This window comes from Mucilaginibacter sp. 3215, from assembly GCF_050433785.1.
Lineage (GTDB): Bacteria > Bacteroidota > Bacteroidia > Sphingobacteriales > Sphingobacteriaceae > Mucilaginibacter.
Window position 1 is genome coordinate 1 of sequence record NZ_JBNPWO010000024.1, and the last position, 18,710, is coordinate 18,710.

Below are 18,710 nucleotides of genomic sequence, written 5' to 3' on the forward strand. Positions count from 1 at the left end.
GCCGTATGCGCTGAGAGGTGCACGTACGGTTTGGAGGAAAGCTCTCGGAAACCTACTTTAGTAATAAAACAAGGCGCCGGGGGCTCATCCTACGACTCAAACAAGAAGCATTGGCTATTGCTCTTGGTGATGAATGGAGCCAGAAAAGAATATCCCTGTTGGAATCTAAAGAAGTTATAGAACCTGAATTACTGTCAAAGGTAGCGCAAGCGTTGAGAGTTCCCGAAGAGGCGATTAAGAATTTTGATGAGGAAAAGGCAATTTATAATATCCAAAATAATTATGAGGGAGCTAACGCGGGAAGTGGTGCTTTAGGTCAATATCAAAACTATCACGATTGTACTTTTAATCCTTTAGAAAAATGGTTGGAAGTTTTGGACGAAAACAAAAAGCTTTACGAGCGTTTATTGAACAGTGAGCGCGAAAAGGTCGAGATACTTAAACAAACGTTAACCGATGTTGTAAAAAAATAGGGCGATTTTTGCGTTTAGTACATCGCTATTCAATCAATAATAAATCACTTAACGTTATGAATTTTATAAATGCGAACATTACTTTAATTAATATGAAAGCTTCCTGAATTATAAAATCGCTCTTGAATTGACTAATTTATCATTTATGTACAGCAGTTTGTCGTGATTGCGGTTTGATGATGGCTATCTGTTCATTAGCCTATTTTTATAATAGGTTAGTATTAAGCGAAAAAGAAGAATTATCGTATAGTAACATGCAATCGTGAAGCATAGAGTACTTGCAATTAAGAATAAATATTTATCAGGTTCTATCCCAAAGGCAACATTATAGTGTACCTTCATGTAATTGATGGCAATATACTTAAAAAGTGACCCCAAAATAAAACAAATTGCTGCTATAATTCCCCTTGACGCTCCCCTATTAAGATTTTGCGATATTCTTAGTTCTTCTGGTTTAGTCGCGTCAAAAGTCTTCGACCAAGTAAAGGTGATATTTGATAAAGCTAATAATACCACAAAACCAACATTAGAAATTGCAATATTGTCGATTAACGCATTAAAAAGTATAGAGTACAGTAACATATAGAATGCATATATGGTCACCAAACAAATAAACAGAGTGACAGTAATGGCAAAATAATATGAAAGTTTTTCGATCACGCTATTCTTAATTTAATATTTGTTATTAAAATATTTTACCGACGATAGTTGAAATAATTAGCGTTAGTATAAAAACTATAAATGCAAAAAGCCAGTTTTCCTGCATCATTTGAAATAAGCTTTGAGGGCTAATCCCATACTGTTTAATGAGTGTGCTATCGGTTTTGAGACTATTTTCATTTGCTCTTTCAATAATAACTTGTAGGTTCTCCACCTTGCGCAAGGTCGATTGATGAAGCTTAACATATTCCCTTGCGTTGAAAGCTTGTGCTTCTTGTTCTCCATTTAAGAAATCAGTCATAGTAATATTGTTTCTTTTACACAAAGTTTCAATTCTTGGATGCCCAATGTAATTAGATCCATATAAATCGTTCAGCAGTCTGCCAATATCAAATTTCGCCCCATCATCTATATTTATAGACGTGCCGCCTAAGACACTATAGCGATGGGCGATAGCCTCAAAACCGAAATTAATATTACGCATGTTTAAATGAAACCATTTAAATCGCTTATGTTCGTTTACAAACGAATAGAATTCATCCAACATGATCCGCTCTAAATCATCATAATTTTTTTCAATTTCGTCAAACGCAATACCTTTCACTTCAGCAACTTTGTGAATGGAGAAAGATTTTGTTTGTCCTGTTTCAAAGTATTTTACAGCTATCGATGTTATTCTAGGAGTTCTACCATATGGTATATCGAAGAAACTTTCGCAAGAGTAGTGTACTATGAGATAATTGGCTTGTTGTTCGTTTATGGAGTTTAAGACATCTTTAGCCGTTTTTCTCTTTTTTATTCTGCTGGACGCATTCATAATGTAATAATTGCCTCAATATTTAAAAGGGAAGTCTGTCGTCCTCAGTGTGATCGCTAATCTGAGATTTGTCATCGATATCCAGTATAAATTTTGCTCGTTCAAGTAACTCATCAAATGTGATTATCTCTATACCATTCAAGTTAATCCGGAAATTTTCAAAAGATTCTATTTGCTCGGAATTAATGAGTTGATTTGTACATCCTATAATCAATATGCCTTTAGGATTGATTGTATAGGTTCGATTTTCAATCAATTGCCGATTTTCAGGATAATGAGAATATCGCTGCCACGTCTTACAATTAGCTTGTAATTGAAGTACCCCCCCAAGCAACTCCGAACCAAGTAACCAGGCTCCATTACGATATCGTTTGCCCTCGCCTGTTTTTGTCTTTCCCAATAAATCTGAATTGGGCTTCTTGATCTCAACAAGGACAGTGAAATTGGATTCAGCCTTTGTATGAGTAAGAAAATCCCCCTTTTGATTTCCCTTCCCTTTATAATTGATTCCTCCATAGTTCGGCTGATCTGTATCTACTTCAAGAAATTTAAAATTTAAGCCATAACCAAATATCCATTGATTTTGATAGAAGTATTCTTGCCAATAACTTTCTGTTTTATCCATGTTTATATTGGATTCAAACTCATCTAAACTCATTTTTCGCTTGGCATGAATTCGAGCAATTGATAGTCTAGTCGCCAAATCTGGGTCGCTACTAACAAGTTCATTCCATACCTCTTCTCCATAATTTTTAGTGATTAGTGACGTTATTAAGACTCGCCTTTCTTTAGGTATAAGTAACGAATCCTCTGCATTGGACACTATAAATTTTTGTATTCCTGATTTAACCCCTTCCTTGCTAATTGCATATAACTTAGTTAGACCATCAAATAATTTCTTTATTTGTTTACTATCAAATTTGATTTTAACGCCTTCACCGCCTTTCAATCCAGCCAGATTAATAGAATCGATAGATTCCCATTCATCCTTCAAGTTTTTTCTTTGATGAATTATTGTACCGCTTACCGTTTCGTAAGTTAGCGTCTTCTTATCGTTGATCTCCGCGATAAATATTCTTCTAGTGGTCGACGTTTCTTCAATCACAACTGGTTCTAAAACCTTTTGGGAGTACGCCGATGTACTTTGAGTAGTAAATTCATCCATGTATTATTATCGCATATATTTGTGCTCTAATTTAATCATAATTAGATTATTAGGAGCATTGATTGATACCTCGTAATTAATCATGTGAACGTTCCATTGCATGTTTAGCTTGAAAGTGAAGAACACGTATAGACCTGTTGTGAACGGTCGATCTGCTTGCGAAATTTTTCCCGGTCATCTGTAACCGCAAAGGTAGCCATCGACGTGAAAGCAGTAAAGGGACTTTCGCGGCATAAACCCACTAGGCCATTCACACACGAGTCCATTTATTCCACGTTCCCTTGACAGCAACCACGTCTCTCGCTCGTGGTTGCTTAACAGAAGATCGCCAAAATATGTATGCCCATGTTTGCCTAAACAAAAGGTATCTATATGGCTTCGTAAAGGATTTACTGATGACAACTCATAAATAACGAAACAACGGATAATAGATGGATAATACCTCATTGTTATAGGGAGCGAGTTAATGTTTTTGCTATACAAAAACGTTTATCCCGTCGGTCTTTTTTAAGGATTTCTTCAGGTAGAAAGATTCGTTACAAACCAATATTAATAGAAAGTATAAGCCTGGTATGAATTAAACTGCGGTGAATTTGTAACCACCGCAGGCGAAGCATACCCCTTCATGAAAGTAAATGAATTGGGCCAGAAAACCTGTCCCAAAGCATCTATCGCAAAATTTTAATTCTAAAAGCTGTGTTAAATTGTCGTCGGAATAAACAGGAATCTGCTGGGTTTTGTGTATTTCGAGGTGGCATGCATGACAAACAGTGACCAAAGCCTGAAGGTCATATTGCCAGGGCAAATTTCCCAACACATAGTAAAGATGGTGAACATGAAGTATCACAGGGTTTTCAATTTTTACAGCTACTATTGGGGCATGATACATTTTTCTTAGTATTCCATCTCCCCAATCAATAGTTATCGGCTTGCGATTTCTCTCAATTTCTTCGGGATTAGGCTTTCGATAATATCCGAGGTCTGTAGGATTCATTTTAACCGTAGCCGCTTTATAGCAATTCGTACAGGTATAATTATCGCGTAAAAGAACTTTCTCACGAATATCTCGCCATTCTTTTGTTTTTAACAGTAACTCGTAAGGAATTCGACCCGAATGATTAAGATGCTGTATGTCTTTAAATCTCTTATATTCCATTCAAGCTAAATTAATATTTTGGCGCGGCTCTTTACTGATCTCTTGCGAGTTTCAATAGTAATGATCTATACAATCTTAAAAAGCTATTATTTTTAATCAACGTTTTAACAAGTCTTAAGTATACCCAATAGTATACTGTTTTCTGCAATTTTATTAATGTAGAGATGTCATAATATACTTTAAGTATACTAAAAAACCCCGTAGCGAAGCGCAGGGCAAGCAAAGTAGGGCTCTGCCCAACTTCCGCTTGCTCCTTTGACTCGTCCTGAAATACGTTTACAGTTTTGGTATGTCTTTATCTTAACAAATTCCTTTTATTTTCTTTTGCCAATACTCAGAAAAGGTAAAGTGATATTCATTAAATTCCGATATAAATATATGTTATTATTATATTTCAGAAATTTAAACTAATCCTTAAACCTAACATGAGAATTTTACACCTTACTGATTTTCATTATCAGTCAAGCAAAAAAGTACAATTTGACCAAACCAAATTAATTGAAAGTTTAGTCACGCGCATCAAAACCGAAGCTCAAATCAACTTTTTAATTTTTTCGGGCGATCTCGTTCAATCAGGATCCAATAAAGCAGATTTTGAGAGAGCGAAAAAGGAACTTATTGATAGAATTTGTTTTGAAATTAATATCCCGCACGAGAATATTTTCTTGTGTGCTGGAAATCATGATGTAAGTCAAGGAATCGAACTAACCCCTATCACTGAATCTATTTCAAAAATTAAATCTAATCAGGAGTTAGAAAAATTTGTAACCGATCAGGATGGAAAATCTTTTAAGCTAAGTTTGGAAGGACTGAGAAATTATAAAGAATTTGAAAAATCCTTCTATCAACTGAATAATCTTCCGGATGCTGACAAGGTAAGTAGCCTATATAGCACGCATTATAGAACATTTGAAGATAAACGCATCGGCATTGTTTGCTTGGACTCAGCTTGGAGAGCGTTGGATTCGAAAACCGACAGAGGAAATTTAATGTACCCTATTTCTGTTTTGAAAACAGCGATACATGAAATAAAACAAAAGGCTGATTTCAAAATAGCGCTTCTTCATCACCCAATCTCAGATTTTAAGGATTGGAATGCGGCTGAAATTGAAAATTTGATTCACAGTGAATTTCATCTTTTATTTTCTGGACATGTGCATTTAAGAAGACAGTCACTGCATATCTGCGCTGATGAAGGTATCTTGTGTTGTTTCTCTCCAGCAACTTTAGCTTTAGATAACTATTCAAATATAGGCTACAGTATTATTGAAGTCGATACGGATTCGTTTGATGTAAAAATAGAATCGAGAAAGTATGACAAAATTGAAAATACTTTTTATGATATACCACAAATATTTGAAGATTCAATTCCTGTTAATAATGAAAAGAAAGAGCAAAATAATTTCCGGCAAACATTGCGACGTCGATATTCTGAAGGTCTAAAAAGGGCCAATGAGTTGTTTGTCTCTAAACATGACAAAGAAGGCAAGGGTTTCATAGATCTGTTCACAGAGCCGGTTCTCAAGGCCAAAACTAAAGCTCAGATTGTTGAACAAAAATCTGACAGTGCGAAAATTTCCTTAGAAACAATAACCTTCACAAGTGACAATTTTGTCATATATGGAAAAGACAAGAGTGGAAAAACGTCCAACTTATTTAAGATTCACTTGGATTTGTTAAAGGGTTTCACTATGTCGCGTACTATTTCCATTTATCTTGATTGTAAAGAGTACAAACTTTCATCGTCCGAGTTTAATATAATCAACGTTATACAAAGTTATTATGAATTAAACCAAGCAAAAAGCGAAGAACTGATAGGCAAGTATAAAATTCGATTACTTCTCGACAACTACGATCCTAACTTTTCAGACTTCAATGATATATTAAATGAATTGCTACACCGCTATGAGAATATCTCATTTGTGGCTACTGCCGAAGAAACATTAATTACGTCTTTTGACACTTATCATTTCGACGGTAGGACCTATAAGAATATATTTATTCAAGAGATTTCGAAAAGTGAAGTCAGGCTATTGGCTAACAAATGGCCAAATTTGACACCCACAAAACGAGAACTCATATTAGATAAAATTTTCAAGGTTCTTAAGCAACTAAATATTCAAGCGAACTTTTGGACTGTCTCGTTATTTATCTGGGTCTTTGAGAAAAACCAGGAAGCAAACGTTAGAAACAACTTTGAATTAATTCAATATTACATCGATGACTTGCTAGACAAAGATCGTTTAATTCACGACAGGTCATTGAAAATTGAATTTGAGGATTTTAAAGAATTCCTCTCAAAAATGTCTCATTTTCTAGTGACTGAACATAGTAAGGAAGGCTACACTGCAACTTACACAGAAATCATAAATTTTACTCAAAAATACATAAACGACAATAAGCGGTTTGTTATCGGTGTTGAAGAAATTCTAAGAATACTTTTGTCAAAAGGAATACTAAGAAAAAACGGCGTAGAACGCTACACCATTAGACTGACTGGTGTTTTCGAGTTCTTTATCGCCTACTATATGAAAGATCATCCAGAATTTAGGGATAAAGTCATTTCCGATGATCATTATTACCTCTCGTTCAGCAATGAGTTAGAACTTTGTGCGGGATTTAACAGGAAGGATCAAGAATATGTAAAGAAAATATTCGAGAAAACGAAAGTTATCTTTTCGGAATTAACTCAACATTATGATTCAATTAATATAGACCGAAATCTTGAGTTAAAGGTGTCGGGATCCCTAGAACAACCGATTGATAAATTACAAAGTGAGATAAATGGTGCGCTAACGACAGAGCAACAGGACGAGTATTTTTCTGACATGCAAGTGGCATATGATAAACAAAGTGAGGTATCACCGAAGAAATTTTATGAGAAAATTGAGTTAAATCATACAAATTACGAAAAATCCCTTTTCATCTTATCTCGTGTTTTCAGAAACAGTGCTCTACCAGATGATAAATTTAACGATGATGTATTGAATTTTATTCTGCAATCTACTTGTTTAATGGGCTTTAACTTGTTAGACGAGGTGAAAGCAGAGTTGCAAGAGGATAAAGACGAAACAAAGGAGAAGTTGATGATGCGGCTTATATCCACTTTTATGCCATTGATAGTTCAAAACTTTTTATACGACGCGCTTGCACAAAACAATTTGGAGAGGATAATTCTTGATAAAATAGAAACTTTAAAAGTTGATATCAAGAGCGATAACCAGTTTAAACTTATGTTATTATATTTTTTGCTCGTTGACCTAAATTTAAAGGCATACAAAGGATATTTACCTGAGATTATGTCGTCAATAAAAGTTGGTATATTGAAGCAAACTGTATTGATTAAGTTATATGGCTACCTTATGTTCGAATGTTCACAAAATAGTCAACTAGAAGGTTATATCAAAAGCCTGATCCAAACGCAATCAATTAATATCAATTCGAAAGCTGATAAATCAACAGTGCAGCAGAGGGTGAACAAAATAATACAGCAAAATCGCATAAAAAAAAATTGAGCTGAAATGTCGTAAAGACTTTTAAATCCTTATATTGCATTTACATAATAGCGATTTGGTTTAATTGTTGAGGGACCTAAATGGTGTCCTCGAAGTTTTTTACAATATAAAGCGTTGATTTTGAGAACATCATTTAATGAAAGTTGTTCCCTCCCTCTCCGCTGATTTTCACACCAAAAATGACTAAAAGCCTGCAAATCAAATATTTGCAGGCTTTTCTTTTTTCAGAATTCGCACTGTTTTGTACGAAAATGAGTATAATTCTGGTGAGTAATTCGGTGAGTCAGCAAGGATTAAACCTAACTCACCAGAAAGCAATTAATTATCTTATTTACAGGTAGTTAAAAAATGAACATCTTGTCAAAAACGTGACGCAGAACTAATTTTGTTTAACTTTTTCTGAGTTATTTTTTATGAAAACAACATTCAGTTTGCTCTTCTATTTGAAGAAACCTAGAAACTACACAGCCGGCCCGGTGCCGGTTTACATGCGGATCACCATTGAAGGTCGCCGCTCAGAACCAGCCATCTCCAGGGAGTGCGAGCCCTCACAATGGAACAGTGCAGCCGGACGCATGAAAGGTACCAGGGAGACTGTGAAAACTTTTAACAATTATCTTGATACATTGCGCGCCCAAATTGATGAAGTGCACGGCTCAATGGTGAAAGGCGAGGAAGAGATTACTGCGGAAGGCCTCAGGAATCGCTTTCTCGGAAAGGAGGAACGTCCCAAAATGCTCATCGAAGTTTTTGAAGAACACAATAAACGCTTTGAAAAACTTGTGGGAAAGGAAACTACGAAAGGCACGCTTGGCCGGTATAGAATATCGTTAAGTCATATCCAACGATTTTTAAAATGGCGTTATAATCTGACAAATATCGGCCTCCGCAAAATCGACTATCAGTTTATTACGGACTATGACTTCTGGCTGCGTACTGAGCGGAAGTGCGCCAATAATTCTGCGGTAAAATACATTCGAAATTTTAAGAAAATCATTTTGTTAAGTATTGACAATGGCTGGATAGACAAAAACCCCTTTGTAAAATACAAAGGTAAAGTCAAACGGATTCCACGTACTTGTCTGGAGGAAAATGATCTTTCTGCCATAGCAACAAAACAGTTCTCGTCAGTAAGTCTACAACAGATTCGCGATATATTCCTTTTCAGTTGCTACACAGGTCTTGCATACATTGATATTAAGCAGTTACGCCGAACAGATATCATTGACCGTTTTGACGGTGAAAAGTGGATCATGACAAATCGCCAAAAAACGGATGTACCAACAAGAGTACCCTTGCTTCCGGCTGCCATTGAAATCATGCAAAAATATGAGCGGCATCCGAAATGTTCAAACTCCGGACTTGTTTTCCCGGCCCCCTCGAACCAGACAGTCAATGATTATTTAAAAGAGATCGCGGAGCTTTGCGGTATTCAGACGGAATTAACCTTTCATATAGCCCGTCACACTTTTGCGACGACTGTTACACTTGCCAATGACGTTCCGATTGAGAGTGTATCTGTTATGCTGGGACATGCAAACTGTCTCGTCCTGCTATAGCTTGTTACTAAAAACAAGAAAATGAAAACAATACCAGGGAAGAAAAAGAAAGTAGCTCCCGTCGTAAGACGCAAGCCATTTGATAAGGTCGAAGAACAGACCAAAATAAAGATTGTAGAAGAGATAAAAACTGGGATGACCAGTTGCTTGGGAGCCACCCGGAAATACCGTGTTCAAGGAATACGATAAAAGCATGGGCAGGTAAGCTTAATTTGACTACTTTGCTGAATGCAAACAGCTCTTCATCGGTTCCAGGGATGACCCAAAGTCAGGAATCAAAGTTGCTCATCAAAAAAATACATGAGCTTACTGAGGCATTAGAGCTATCCCAATTGAAGAACCTGGCCTTGGAAACGATGATTGAGGTAGCAGAAAGTGACCTACATATCAAGATCCGAAAAAGCGTGGTACCAAACAGTCTTAAGAATGCGGCAAAAGCGTTCAGAATATACCCTGGTAGCTATTTGTGCACTGTTTGGTGTAAGCCGTCAGGCTTACTACTTAGCTCATCATAAGGCTTCAAGGACAAGTATCGCACATATGGTTGTGTTGACGCTGGTGGGCGAGTTCCGGCTGCTGTTCCTATGTTGGGAACCAGAAAACTATTACATATGCTCATTCCGGAGATGGAAAAGCATGAGATAAAGATGGGGCGGGACTTGCTGTATGATCTGTTACGCTTTCACGGCTTATTGATCCGCCGGAGAAGGCGTATGGTTAAAACAACGGATTCCCATCATTGGTTAAGAAAATATCCTAACCTGATCGCGCATCTATCCCTGTCAGCACCGGAGCAGCTCTGGGTGAGTGATATCACCTATATCCGTACGCTGGAAGGCTTCAGTTACCTGAGCCTGATCACAGACGTTTATTCCAGAAAGATCGTTGGATATGCCCTACATCCCAGCTTGGAAGCAGTTGGTTGCATTGCAGCCCTGGAAATGGCAGTAGACAGTAGAACGCGGATACCTCCATTTATCCTGATACATCATTCTGATCGTGGAATACAATATTGCTCGCAGAATTATACTGCCCTGTTAAACGAAGACAGGATCGCGATCAGTATGACCCAAAGCGGTAGTCCATATGAGAATGCACTTGCCGAGCGCGTTAATGGAATTATCAAGAATGAATTCTTTCCAAAAAAGGTCTACCAGAACCATAAAGAGGCAAAGAAAAGCATCTCAGTGATCATCGGCAATTACAACGAGCAACGCCCGCATGCAAGTTTGAATTACCATCACCAGATCAGGCACATGGTATGTCCGGTGAAATCAGGAAGCGTTGGAAGAGCTATCCGCGCCCTAAAAAAGGGAAGGAGGAAAGTCAGGTTACTGGCATTTGAGACTGTGCCCGCAAAAAGAAAAAAAGAAGCAAAAAAAGAAAAACGCATTAGGATATGGAAAACTGAAGGAGTTTCCCACATCCTAATCAGGGCTAATGAAATATCGGTGTAAACTGATTCCAGTATTACCACTCAAAAACGACAAGTAAAATCAGGACGAGACACATTATTTAACAGCCATAAAATTTTCGATTACTAAAACATCTATACCCGTATTTAGGAAACAGTCTATAGCATCCTGTGGTGAGTTCACCATAGGTTCATCCATCCGGTTAAATGAAGTATTTAACAGGCAGGGGCAGCCTGTTAAATTGTAAAATGCTTTGATCATATCATAAAAATCGGGATGGTTTCTGTAGTTCACAGTTTGGATCCGGGCAGTATAATCCACATGTGTCACCGCCGGAATATCCGATCTTTTGTTTTTCAACAGTTCAAACCCCTGCAATAGTTCATTTTCCGGTAAAGGGACTATTCGCAATTCTGACTTAACCCTTATAACCATTAGCATGTAAGGACTTGATCCCTCAAAATCAAAATAAGTCGGGGCGTATTCTTCTAAAACCGCAGGTGCAAACGGCCTGAACGATTCCCTGAACTTGATTTTTTGATTTAGTACGGATTGCATATCTATCCTTCGCGGATCAGCAAGAATACTTCGTGCGCCCAAAGCACGCGGACCGAATTCACTCCGTCCTTTGAAGTAACCAACTACTTTACCATCGTTAATACTTGCGGCTACTTTTTCGTGCAAGTGCTTTGTTTCTAATTCTTCAAACCGGATATGATTATCTATAAAACACTCCTTAATATCGTTGGCATTAAAAGATGGCCCGAGCAATCCATTCCGCATTTTGTCTGTGCCATTGGGATTTTTCCTTTCGTTACTTAAATGTTCATAGTATACTGCGTATGCCGCACCTAAAGCACCGCCCGCGTCTCCGGCGGCAGGTTGGATCCATAACCGTTTGAAGCCCGATTTCTCTAATATTTTACCATTGATGACGCAATTTAAAGCTACGCCACCGGCCATACATAAATCATCAAACTGAAATTCTTTATACAAAGCTATGGTTAAATCAAGCATGATGTGCTCTGCCGCAACCTGTATGGAACTGGCGATATCCATATGAAATTGCAAAATCGCTTCGTTCGGTTTTCGTCTGGGTTGGCCAAACAGCTTATCAAACCGTGACGAGGTCATGGTAAGGCCTGTACAGTAGTTAAAGTATTGCTGATGCAGCCTGAATGACCCATCTGCTTTTAAATTCACGAGTTGTTTAAATATCAGATCAGTATAAACGGGCCTGCCATAAGGCGCCAGCCCCATTACCTTATACTCATCGCAGTTAACTTTAAAACCAAGATAATAGGTAAATGCCGAATAAAGCAGACCGATAGAGTGCGGAAAACAAATTTCTTTGACCTCTTCTATTTTATTGCCCGCGCCAATGGCGACAGATGTGGTTGTAAATTCGCCTACTCCATCGGCAGTCAGAATAACAGCCTTATTGAATGGCGAAGGATAGAAGGCCGACGCTGCATGAGAATGATGATGTGTGGTAAATAGCAGGCTTGACTTTTTTGAGTCCCAATCCTCATCGATGAGTTTCAATTGGTTAATAATGTTCTTTTTCAGAAATAGTTTATCCTTGAGCCACATCGGTATGGCTTTCATAAACGAAATAAAGCCTGAAGGAGCAAAGGCCAGGTAAGTTTCCAGAAGGCGCTCAAACTTCAGGAACGGTTTTTCGTAAAAAACAATATGGTCAATCCCATTTAAAGAGATCCCGGCTTCAACTAAACAGTATTTTATAGCATTTATTGGGAAGCTTTCGTCATTCTTTTTGCGGGTAAAGCGTTCTTCCTGGGCGGCTGCAATGATGTAATCATCCTTAAGCAAACAAGCTGCGCTATCATGAAAATAAGCCGAAATACCAAGAATATACATGAACCTAAAACAAGGAATAAATGAACGGTGCAAGCGCCGATCCCTGTGCCAAAACCAGCAGCAGGCTTAGTAAAAACAGCAGGATAAACAAAGGCCAAAGCCAAAACCGTTTTCTTGATTTCAGGAACATAAAAAACTCTGCTATCACTTCCATAGTGCTGTGTATTAAAATTGTTGTTTCATTGAACTTTGGCCGGTCGTTTTTACAGGCTTCCAATAAGTGGCTGCGCTACGCTCAAACTTTAAATCCAGGCCATTTTTACCAAATAAACGCATGATGACACCAACCGGCGTAATGATCAGGAAATACAGTAAAAATAGAATGATGGCAGTATTGATCACAGCTAAGACGTGGCCTATCCTATCCCAAACCAATCGTAAAGGATTTAAAATTTGAGGGATGATTAGGGCCGATAACATCAGCAAAATACCGATTGCTAACAGCCAGACGATAGCATGATAGTGTACAAAATATTGCCATGCGACCATAAGCAAACATGCACCGCCGGCTACCAAGCCAAATTTCTGATTTACCTTTCTGATGTTCATTGCTGTTTATATTTCGTGGCGGCCTCGTCTGCGCCAATGGCATGGTAGTTCGCAGCTATCTGCATGTTGGATTTTTTACCGGCCATGTTTTTTAGGCGGATGATCTCTGCCACTATAGCTTTTAAATTCACCAGTTCAATATCCGAAGGATGCTGTTGTATCGCCGAATCAATGTAGGGAGCAGCCTTTGCGGGCTGATCACTTTTTAAAAATACCAGGTACATATTTTGCGTGTTGGCAAAAGAAGGGTCAAGCTCATAGGCTTTTTTAAAGTAAAAAGCGGCCCCGTCAGGATCGCCCAGCTCAAAGCTTAGCCTGCCTGCATAAATGGGATAGGTTGTATTTTGAGGCTTTTCGAGCATAACGGCTTCAACTGCTTTCAGAGCCGTCTTTTTATCACCCGCTTTCATACTGTATTTGAACAGCTGATCCATAGCATCCAGCCAGCTGATCCGGTTTACCGATAGTGCACCAGCCAGTTGTGAAGCGATATCATCGCCGCGTTTAAACCCTGCAGGGATAGGCTTATTAAATGGCCAGCCTGTTTCAAGCATCATGATGGTATAAGCGCCATACAATGAATCAATTTTGGTAACAGGCATCCGGTTGAGTAATTCAGCTAAACTCATTTCCTTATCGGGATGAGCTTTAATCAATCGGGCGCTTTTTATGGATTGATAAAAAGCGCCCGACATCAGGGCATAACCATATAAATTTGGATGTACATGCTCCAGCAGGGTTTCTTTGCCCAAAATGCCGTTTGGCGAGTGCTGCTCAAAAACAGTTCGGCTATTCACCAAATGCACATTGCAGTATTGTTTAGACAAAGCCGTTATAATTCTATTCATCGCCTCGGGAGCGCGGAAACGTAAAAGGTCAAACTCCTTTGCTTTGATATATTCCTGTTTTGCCTGCGCATATTTACCTGATTGATACGCATCATTTGCCCTCGCATACAACATATTGGCCGAAGTATCAGATCCATCGCTGATAAAAGGTTTCAAATCTTTTTCGTTACTCACTAATGTGCTTAAAAACACGGGCACATTTTTATCATGCATAACCTGGCACAGTTCGGTCATGTTGTCCTTAAACTGCGCTATCCCGGCTTTATATGCTTCAGATTGATAAGGTATGGCCTGTTGCTGCGCCATACGCTTCATCAGGTTTTCACGCTGATCGGGGTTGGAAGCTGCCGGTTTAAAGCTACCAATTACATTATTGACCAGTTGAACCAATCGAAGTTCTTTAAGTGCAACTATAGCGCGCACCAAAAGCCTGCTATTGGCAATATGACTGGTTGAACCAATGCCTAAAGCACCATAATATTCGTTATGACCGGTATAAATCAACACTGCATCGGGCTGGTAATTAATCACCTGTTTACCAAAATCAAGTACCGTATATGAATTTACAGCTGTTAACGATACATTGACTACTTCAAAATTAATATCAGGATAGATGTGCATTAACCGGTACTGCAGCCAACGATGAAACGATCCATTGTGCATGTACGGGTAACCGGCTGTTGTCGATTCACCAAGCACAAAAATCCTGAAAGTATTTTTCGCTTTTTCAACCTTAAAAGGCTCAATATTGCCTTTGGTGGCATTGGCAGTATCGGTAAAATATTTTTCGGATGCGTATTTACTGATCACCCAATAGTTAGGGTCATCGGGGTATTTGATAAACAAACTGGTATCATGTCCGTAATTGAAAAGCCTCAGCAATCCTTCGGCAAGCAACAAAATAAGTACCGGGGTGCCGAAAGCTATTACCCTGAACCATCTTAATTTTTTGCGGGAGAGTTGCTGAGGCTTCATATGTTTATTTGGTAGCGGAATTTACTTCGGGAAACCAAACGGTCATTTCGCCTTTACCACGGTTTGCCCATGAATAATAAGGGATGGCCGTAAGCTCTACCTTTTTAGCAGCTTCGCCTTTTGTTTTACTTAGGATCTCTCCTTTTAAAACAGTTACGCCATTTAACAGGCTGGGTTCGGCTACAGGTTTAAAAGTTGCATTTGCAGGGATTGCTAAATTGCTCACCGTTCCGCCGTTATCTTTCCACTCGGCGCAATACATGATCGGGCCGCGTTGAAGGGCTGTTTTACCTTTATCATCAACCAATGCTTTATTGGCAATAACCTTTTTAACTTCCATAGGCAGGTTTAATTGGATGTTATCGCCTTTTTTCCATTGCCTGTTAATTACAGCGTAGCCATTTTCAACTTTATAAGCAACCGCTTTGCCGTTTAGTTTCAGGCTGATTTTTGCAGCCGATTTATTTTGGAAAGCATACAGATCAGACGGGATCGCCTCTGCCCTTGCCCAGCCCGGGATCCGGATGTGCATAGCAAAATTAGTTGCCGTCTCCGGTGTTACAGCAAACGACAGTGCACCATTCCACGGGTAATTATTGCTTTGAACAATGCTCACTTTTTTATTATCAATCTCCATATTTGCTGTACCAGCAATAAACAGGTTTACAAATACATTATTATCCTTTTGAGCATACATATAGCCTGATAACGACGGCAGGAAACGCGCCATATTGGTTGGGCAGCATGAGCACTCAAACCAGCCGGAACGCTCGGGCTCAAGCTCATGATGTGTAACCCCATTGGTTACCTGCATGGCATTGGTGTAGAAGAATGTCTTACCATCCAGCCCAACACCCGAAATTAACCCGTTATATAAAACCTTTTCCATCACATCGATATATTTCGACTCACCGTGCAGCAGGAACATCCGCTGATTCCAGAAAACATCGCCTATGGCAGCGCAGGTTTCATTATAAGCAGTTGTATTTGGCAGCTCGTAATCGGCACCAAAACGTTCACCGCCCGGTACTGCGCCGATTCCCCCCTGCACGTAGATCTTTTTGCCAACCATGTTGTTCCAGATCTTGTCAATGGCGGTAATGTATTCCTTGTCACCGGTTAAAGCGGCAACATCGGCCATGCCCGAGTACAGGTACATTGCCCTTACGGCATGACCTTCGGCATCTTCCTGTGCTATAACAGGTTCATTGTCCTGCCAGTACATCCCGTTCTTCCATTCGTCAGTACTGGTTTTATCATAGGTGCGGTGCCCTCTTTCGTCAATAAAAAATTTAGCAAGATCGAGATATTCTTTTTTGCCGGTGATACGGTACAGGCGTACCAGGCCCATTTCCACAATCTCATGTCCCGGTGCTACATGCCTTTTGCCCGGTCCAAAAGTTTTAACCAGCAGATCGGCATTTTTAAGGGCAATATCTAAAAAGTTGCGTTTGTTGGTAGCCAGGTAATGTGCCGCGGCTGCTTCAAACATATGGCCTGAGTTATATAGCTCATGACTTAGTTCATTCTCTTTAACCCAACGCTCCGGGCCCGACCATGCATGAGGATGCAGTGGGTCAATAGTACGAGCGGTGTAAAGATAACCGTCCGATTCCTGTGCTTTACCTACTATTGTGATCAATGAATCAACATAAGCATCCAGCTTTGCATCGGGATGAACGGCCATTGAATAAGCCGCCCCTTCAATAGTTTTATAAATGTCGGTATCATCAAACGGAAACTTAGTGCAAAATTTACCACTGCGGGCAGCCGCCATTTCAAAATTTTTAACCCTGCCGGTATTTTCGCAACGGGCAAATGAGGCCGGAATGGTAACCGTGCGATTGGTTTCGATACGCGAGGTCCAAAACTTATCGTTAAGCTTTACATTGGTAAATGATACCGGCTTAATGGGGTAATCCTTAGTTTGCGCGTAAGCAACGCCGCAATAAAATGATAATGCAATAAGTAATCTTTTTTTCATCCTGATGATATATTAGTTCAAAAGCACAGGAGATCAGCCGACCATCCTGTGCCTGGTATTAATTTTATTAGTAGCCTGTATTTTGTTTCAGGTTAGGATTTTTAACAACTTCCTGCCTTGGCAGCGGCAACAAGGCCCTGTAATCGCCATTAGGCGAATGTGAAAGCCAGGATTTTTTGGTAAATACGCCAAAGCGGATCAAATCCTGCCTGCGGCGGCCTTCGGTATTAAATTCCCAGCCAAGCTCATCCAGAAATCTTCCGTATTGAATATCGGCCCCACCCTCAGTTGTGGTTTTTATGTGGTTTCTCAAGCCATAATCATACACGCTGCCCGCCTGCAACTGGGCGCCTGTTACGGTTGCTTTTGCCGGGTTTGCTGCAAAATCACGTTGCCTAACCTGGGTAACTAATGTAGCAGCGCCATTAGCATCACCGCTACGAAGTAAACATTCGGCCTTCATCATTAAAACATCGGCATAACGGAACAATGGAAAGTCGTTACTTAAGCCTAATAACGCACCTTGTTTATATTCAAACTTACCTAAACGGAAACCATGTACCTCTTCTGTCGAATCAACTCCAGGTACCACATTGATGTAATTAAGTGGTTTATTGGTATAGGCACCTAACGATCCATTAATAGGCAAACCTGCTAAAGTATACTGTTGTCCTTGAATCCAGTTATTTTTTAGGCGACTGTCATCCGGGTCAAAAGTATTGATAAACTGCGGGATAGCGCATATCCCGCCCCATGGTGAGTATTGAAAATTATAGGTCGCCTGATTTTCAGGCTCAAGGCTTTCCATGTGCAGGGCAAAAGCGTTGGCTCCGTCGGCGGTGTACTTTTCATCAAACGGGATAGCAAAAATGATCTCTTTTGAATTTTCATTATCGGTAACAAAAACCGAAACCTGGCTTCCTTCAAGTGCGAAGCCTTTACCTGAATTTATGATACTGTTACACTCCGTAATACATTTATCCCAGGCTGGTGTACCTGTGTAAACACCGGCATTTAAATATATTTTAGCCAGTAGGGCATGCGCTGCCCACTGGTTAAATTTTCCGTAGGTTGATATATCATTGGCAGCACTTAACAGCGGCAAATTGGCATTGATTTCAGATATCATAAAATCATAAACATCTTTGCGGGTGCTCTGTGTTGGTAAAAACCCTTCTGGCACATCAAATTTGGTGATGATAGGCACGTTGCCAAAAAAATCACAAAGCGGATAGTAAAACGAGGCGCGCAGCACTTTTAATTCAGCAAGGGCAGCCTCTTTCCCGGTAGTAACGGGAATAAGTCCATTCTCTATCTGGTATATTACCCGGTTGCAAGTTGTAATGCCGGCGTAAGCATTATTCCATATCTCGTAGCTATTAGCCTCGTCAGATGTCCATTTGTGCTCATGTACTCTACGATAGATACCACCATCAACCCAACCGTTGGGGCGTGAGGGGATCACCAGTTCATCGGCCGAGATTTCATTGGTACGAAAAACTGAATTGGCACTGCGGCCAAGCTCAAGCGGTCGCCAATAGGTATAGGCCGCACCTAATAAAGCCGACAGGTCATCCGCACCCGGAGTAAATTTGCTTGATATAATGGTGTTGTAATTCTCGTCCTTTAACTTGGTACATGATATTGTAAAAGTTATTACAGTAATAATAACCAGGCTGCTAAGTATATAATATATCTTTTTCATGATGTTAA

General features: G+C 39.5%; 14 protein-coding genes. 5 read left to right on the forward strand and 9 right to left on the reverse strand.

The window, feature by feature from the left end; all coding sequences use genetic code 11:
• Positions 1–110 precede the first annotated feature (110 nt).
• Positions 111–473, forward strand: a complete 363-nt coding sequence (locus ABIC84_RS24910; RefSeq protein ID WP_429265332.1) for an XRE family transcriptional regulator — start codon at positions 111–113, stop codon at positions 471–473.
• Between the two features lie 685 nt (positions 474–1,158).
• On the opposite strand, the gene ABIC84_RS24915 is transcribed toward ABIC84_RS24910, so the two are convergent.
• The 3 genes from ABIC84_RS24915 to ABIC84_RS24925 all read right to left on the reverse strand — a co-directional run bounded on the left by ABIC84_RS24915 (position 1,159) and on the right by ABIC84_RS24925 (position 4,271).
• Complete coding sequence (locus ABIC84_RS24915; protein WP_429265333.1) at positions 1,159–1,950, reverse strand: hypothetical protein; 792 nt, start codon at positions 1,948–1,950, stop codon at positions 1,159–1,161.
• Positions 1,951–1,972: 22 nt separating this feature from the next.
• Positions 1,973–3,115 (reverse strand): Shedu immune nuclease family protein, encoded by a 1,143-nt coding sequence (locus ABIC84_RS24920; RefSeq protein ID WP_429265334.1) that lies wholly within the window; start codon positions 3,113–3,115, stop codon positions 1,973–1,975.
• 577 nt (positions 3,116–3,692) lie between these two features.
• On the reverse strand, positions 3,693–4,271 hold the full coding sequence (locus ABIC84_RS24925) for a hypothetical protein (RefSeq protein ID WP_429265335.1): 579 nt from the start codon (positions 4,269–4,271) through the stop codon (positions 3,693–3,695).
• 425 nt (positions 4,272–4,696) lie between these two features.
• Between ABIC84_RS24925 and ABIC84_RS24930 the strand changes: the two genes are divergently transcribed.
• The 4 genes from ABIC84_RS24930 (at position 4,697) to ABIC84_RS24945 (ending at position 10,802) form a co-directional block, all read left to right on the forward strand.
• Positions 4,697–7,786: a metallophosphoesterase gene (locus tag ABIC84_RS24930; protein WP_429265336.1), complete on the forward strand. Its 3,090-nt coding sequence runs from the start codon at positions 4,697–4,699 to the stop codon at positions 7,784–7,786.
• Positions 7,787–8,199: 413 nt separating this feature from the next.
• Positions 8,200–9,345, forward strand: coding sequence for a site-specific integrase (locus ABIC84_RS24935; protein ID WP_429265337.1), 1,146 nt, complete (start codon positions 8,200–8,202; stop codon positions 9,343–9,345).
• 21 nt (positions 9,346–9,366) lie between these two features.
• Entirely contained in the window at positions 9,367–9,534 is a 168-nt protein-coding gene (locus ABIC84_RS24940; RefSeq protein WP_429265338.1) for a hypothetical protein, read from the forward strand.
• Between the two features lie 395 nt (positions 9,535–9,929).
• Positions 9,930–10,802, forward strand: coding sequence for an IS3 family transposase (locus ABIC84_RS24945; RefSeq protein ID WP_429265339.1), 873 nt, complete (start codon positions 9,930–9,932; stop codon positions 10,800–10,802).
• Between the two features lie 54 nt (positions 10,803–10,856).
• Here the strand turns inward: ABIC84_RS24945 and ABIC84_RS24950 are convergent, their stop codons facing one another.
• From ABIC84_RS24950 to ABIC84_RS24975, 6 genes are all read right to left on the reverse strand, one after another.
• The gene (locus ABIC84_RS24950; RefSeq protein ID WP_429265340.1) at positions 10,857–12,641 is read right to left on the reverse strand and encodes a carbamoyltransferase family protein; all 1,785 of its coding nucleotides are present in this window, start codon (positions 12,639–12,641) and stop codon (positions 10,857–10,859) included.
• 4 nt (positions 12,642–12,645) lie between these two features.
• Positions 12,646–12,795, reverse strand: a complete 150-nt coding sequence (locus tag ABIC84_RS24955) for a DUF5989 family protein (RefSeq protein WP_429265341.1) — start codon at positions 12,793–12,795, stop codon at positions 12,646–12,648.
• Between the two features lie 11 nt (positions 12,796–12,806).
• On the reverse strand, positions 12,807–13,190 hold the full coding sequence (locus ABIC84_RS24960) for an SxtJ family membrane protein (protein WP_429265342.1): 384 nt from the start codon (positions 13,188–13,190) through the stop codon (positions 12,807–12,809).
• Positions 13,187–15,013: a GDSL-type esterase/lipase family protein gene (locus tag ABIC84_RS24965; protein ID WP_429265343.1), complete on the reverse strand. Its 1,827-nt coding sequence runs from the start codon at positions 15,011–15,013 to the stop codon at positions 13,187–13,189. The genes ABIC84_RS24960 and ABIC84_RS24965 overlap by 4 nt, the downstream gene beginning before the upstream one ends.
• Positions 15,014–15,017: 4 nt before the next feature.
• On the reverse strand, positions 15,018–16,997 hold the full coding sequence (locus tag ABIC84_RS24970; protein WP_429265344.1) for a glycoside hydrolase family 127 protein: 1,980 nt from the start codon (positions 16,995–16,997) through the stop codon (positions 15,018–15,020).
• Between the two features lie 67 nt (positions 16,998–17,064).
• Positions 17,065–18,702: a RagB/SusD family nutrient uptake outer membrane protein gene (locus tag ABIC84_RS24975; protein ID WP_429265345.1), complete on the reverse strand. Its 1,638-nt coding sequence runs from the start codon at positions 18,700–18,702 to the stop codon at positions 17,065–17,067.
• Positions 18,703–18,710: the final 8 nt, after the last annotated feature.

What these genes read in the sequence shown, in the direction of transcription:
- ABIC84_RS24915 (WP_429265333.1), bottom strand. Translation starts at nt 1,950, where the DNA reads ATGAATGCGTCCAGCAGAATAAAAAAGAGAAAAACGGCTAAAGATGTC.
- ABIC84_RS24920 (WP_429265334.1), bottom strand. Translation starts at nt 3,115, where the DNA reads ATGGATGAATTTACTACTCAAAGTACATCGGCGTACTCCCAAAAGGTT.
- ABIC84_RS24925 (WP_429265335.1), bottom strand. Translation starts at nt 4,271, where the DNA reads ATGGAATATAAGAGATTTAAAGACATACAGCATCTTAATCATTCGGGT.
- ABIC84_RS24930 (WP_429265336.1), top strand. Translation starts at nt 4,697, where the DNA reads ATGAGAATTTTACACCTTACTGATTTTCATTATCAGTCAAGCAAAAAA.
- ABIC84_RS24935 (WP_429265337.1), top strand. Translation starts at nt 8,200, where the DNA reads ATGAAAACAACATTCAGTTTGCTCTTCTATTTGAAGAAACCTAGAAAC.
- ABIC84_RS24940 (WP_429265338.1), top strand. Translation starts at nt 9,367, where the DNA reads ATGAAAACAATACCAGGGAAGAAAAAGAAAGTAGCTCCCGTCGTAAGA.
- ABIC84_RS24945 (WP_429265339.1), top strand. Translation starts at nt 9,930, where the DNA reads ATGTTGGGAACCAGAAAACTATTACATATGCTCATTCCGGAGATGGAA.
- ABIC84_RS24950 (WP_429265340.1), bottom strand. Translation starts at nt 12,641, where the DNA reads ATGTATATTCTTGGTATTTCGGCTTATTTTCATGATAGCGCAGCTTGT.
- ABIC84_RS24955 (WP_429265341.1), bottom strand. Translation starts at nt 12,795, where the DNA reads ATGGAAGTGATAGCAGAGTTTTTTATGTTCCTGAAATCAAGAAAACGG.
- ABIC84_RS24960 (WP_429265342.1), bottom strand. Translation starts at nt 13,190, where the DNA reads ATGAACATCAGAAAGGTAAATCAGAAATTTGGCTTGGTAGCCGGCGGT.
- ABIC84_RS24965 (WP_429265343.1), bottom strand. Translation starts at nt 15,013, where the DNA reads ATGAAGCCTCAGCAACTCTCCCGCAAAAAATTAAGATGGTTCAGGGTA.
- ABIC84_RS24970 (WP_429265344.1), bottom strand. Translation starts at nt 16,997, where the DNA reads ATGAAAAAAAGATTACTTATTGCATTATCATTTTATTGCGGCGTTGCT.
- ABIC84_RS24975 (WP_429265345.1), bottom strand. Translation starts at nt 18,702, where the DNA reads ATGAAAAAGATATATTATATACTTAGCAGCCTGGTTATTATTACTGTA.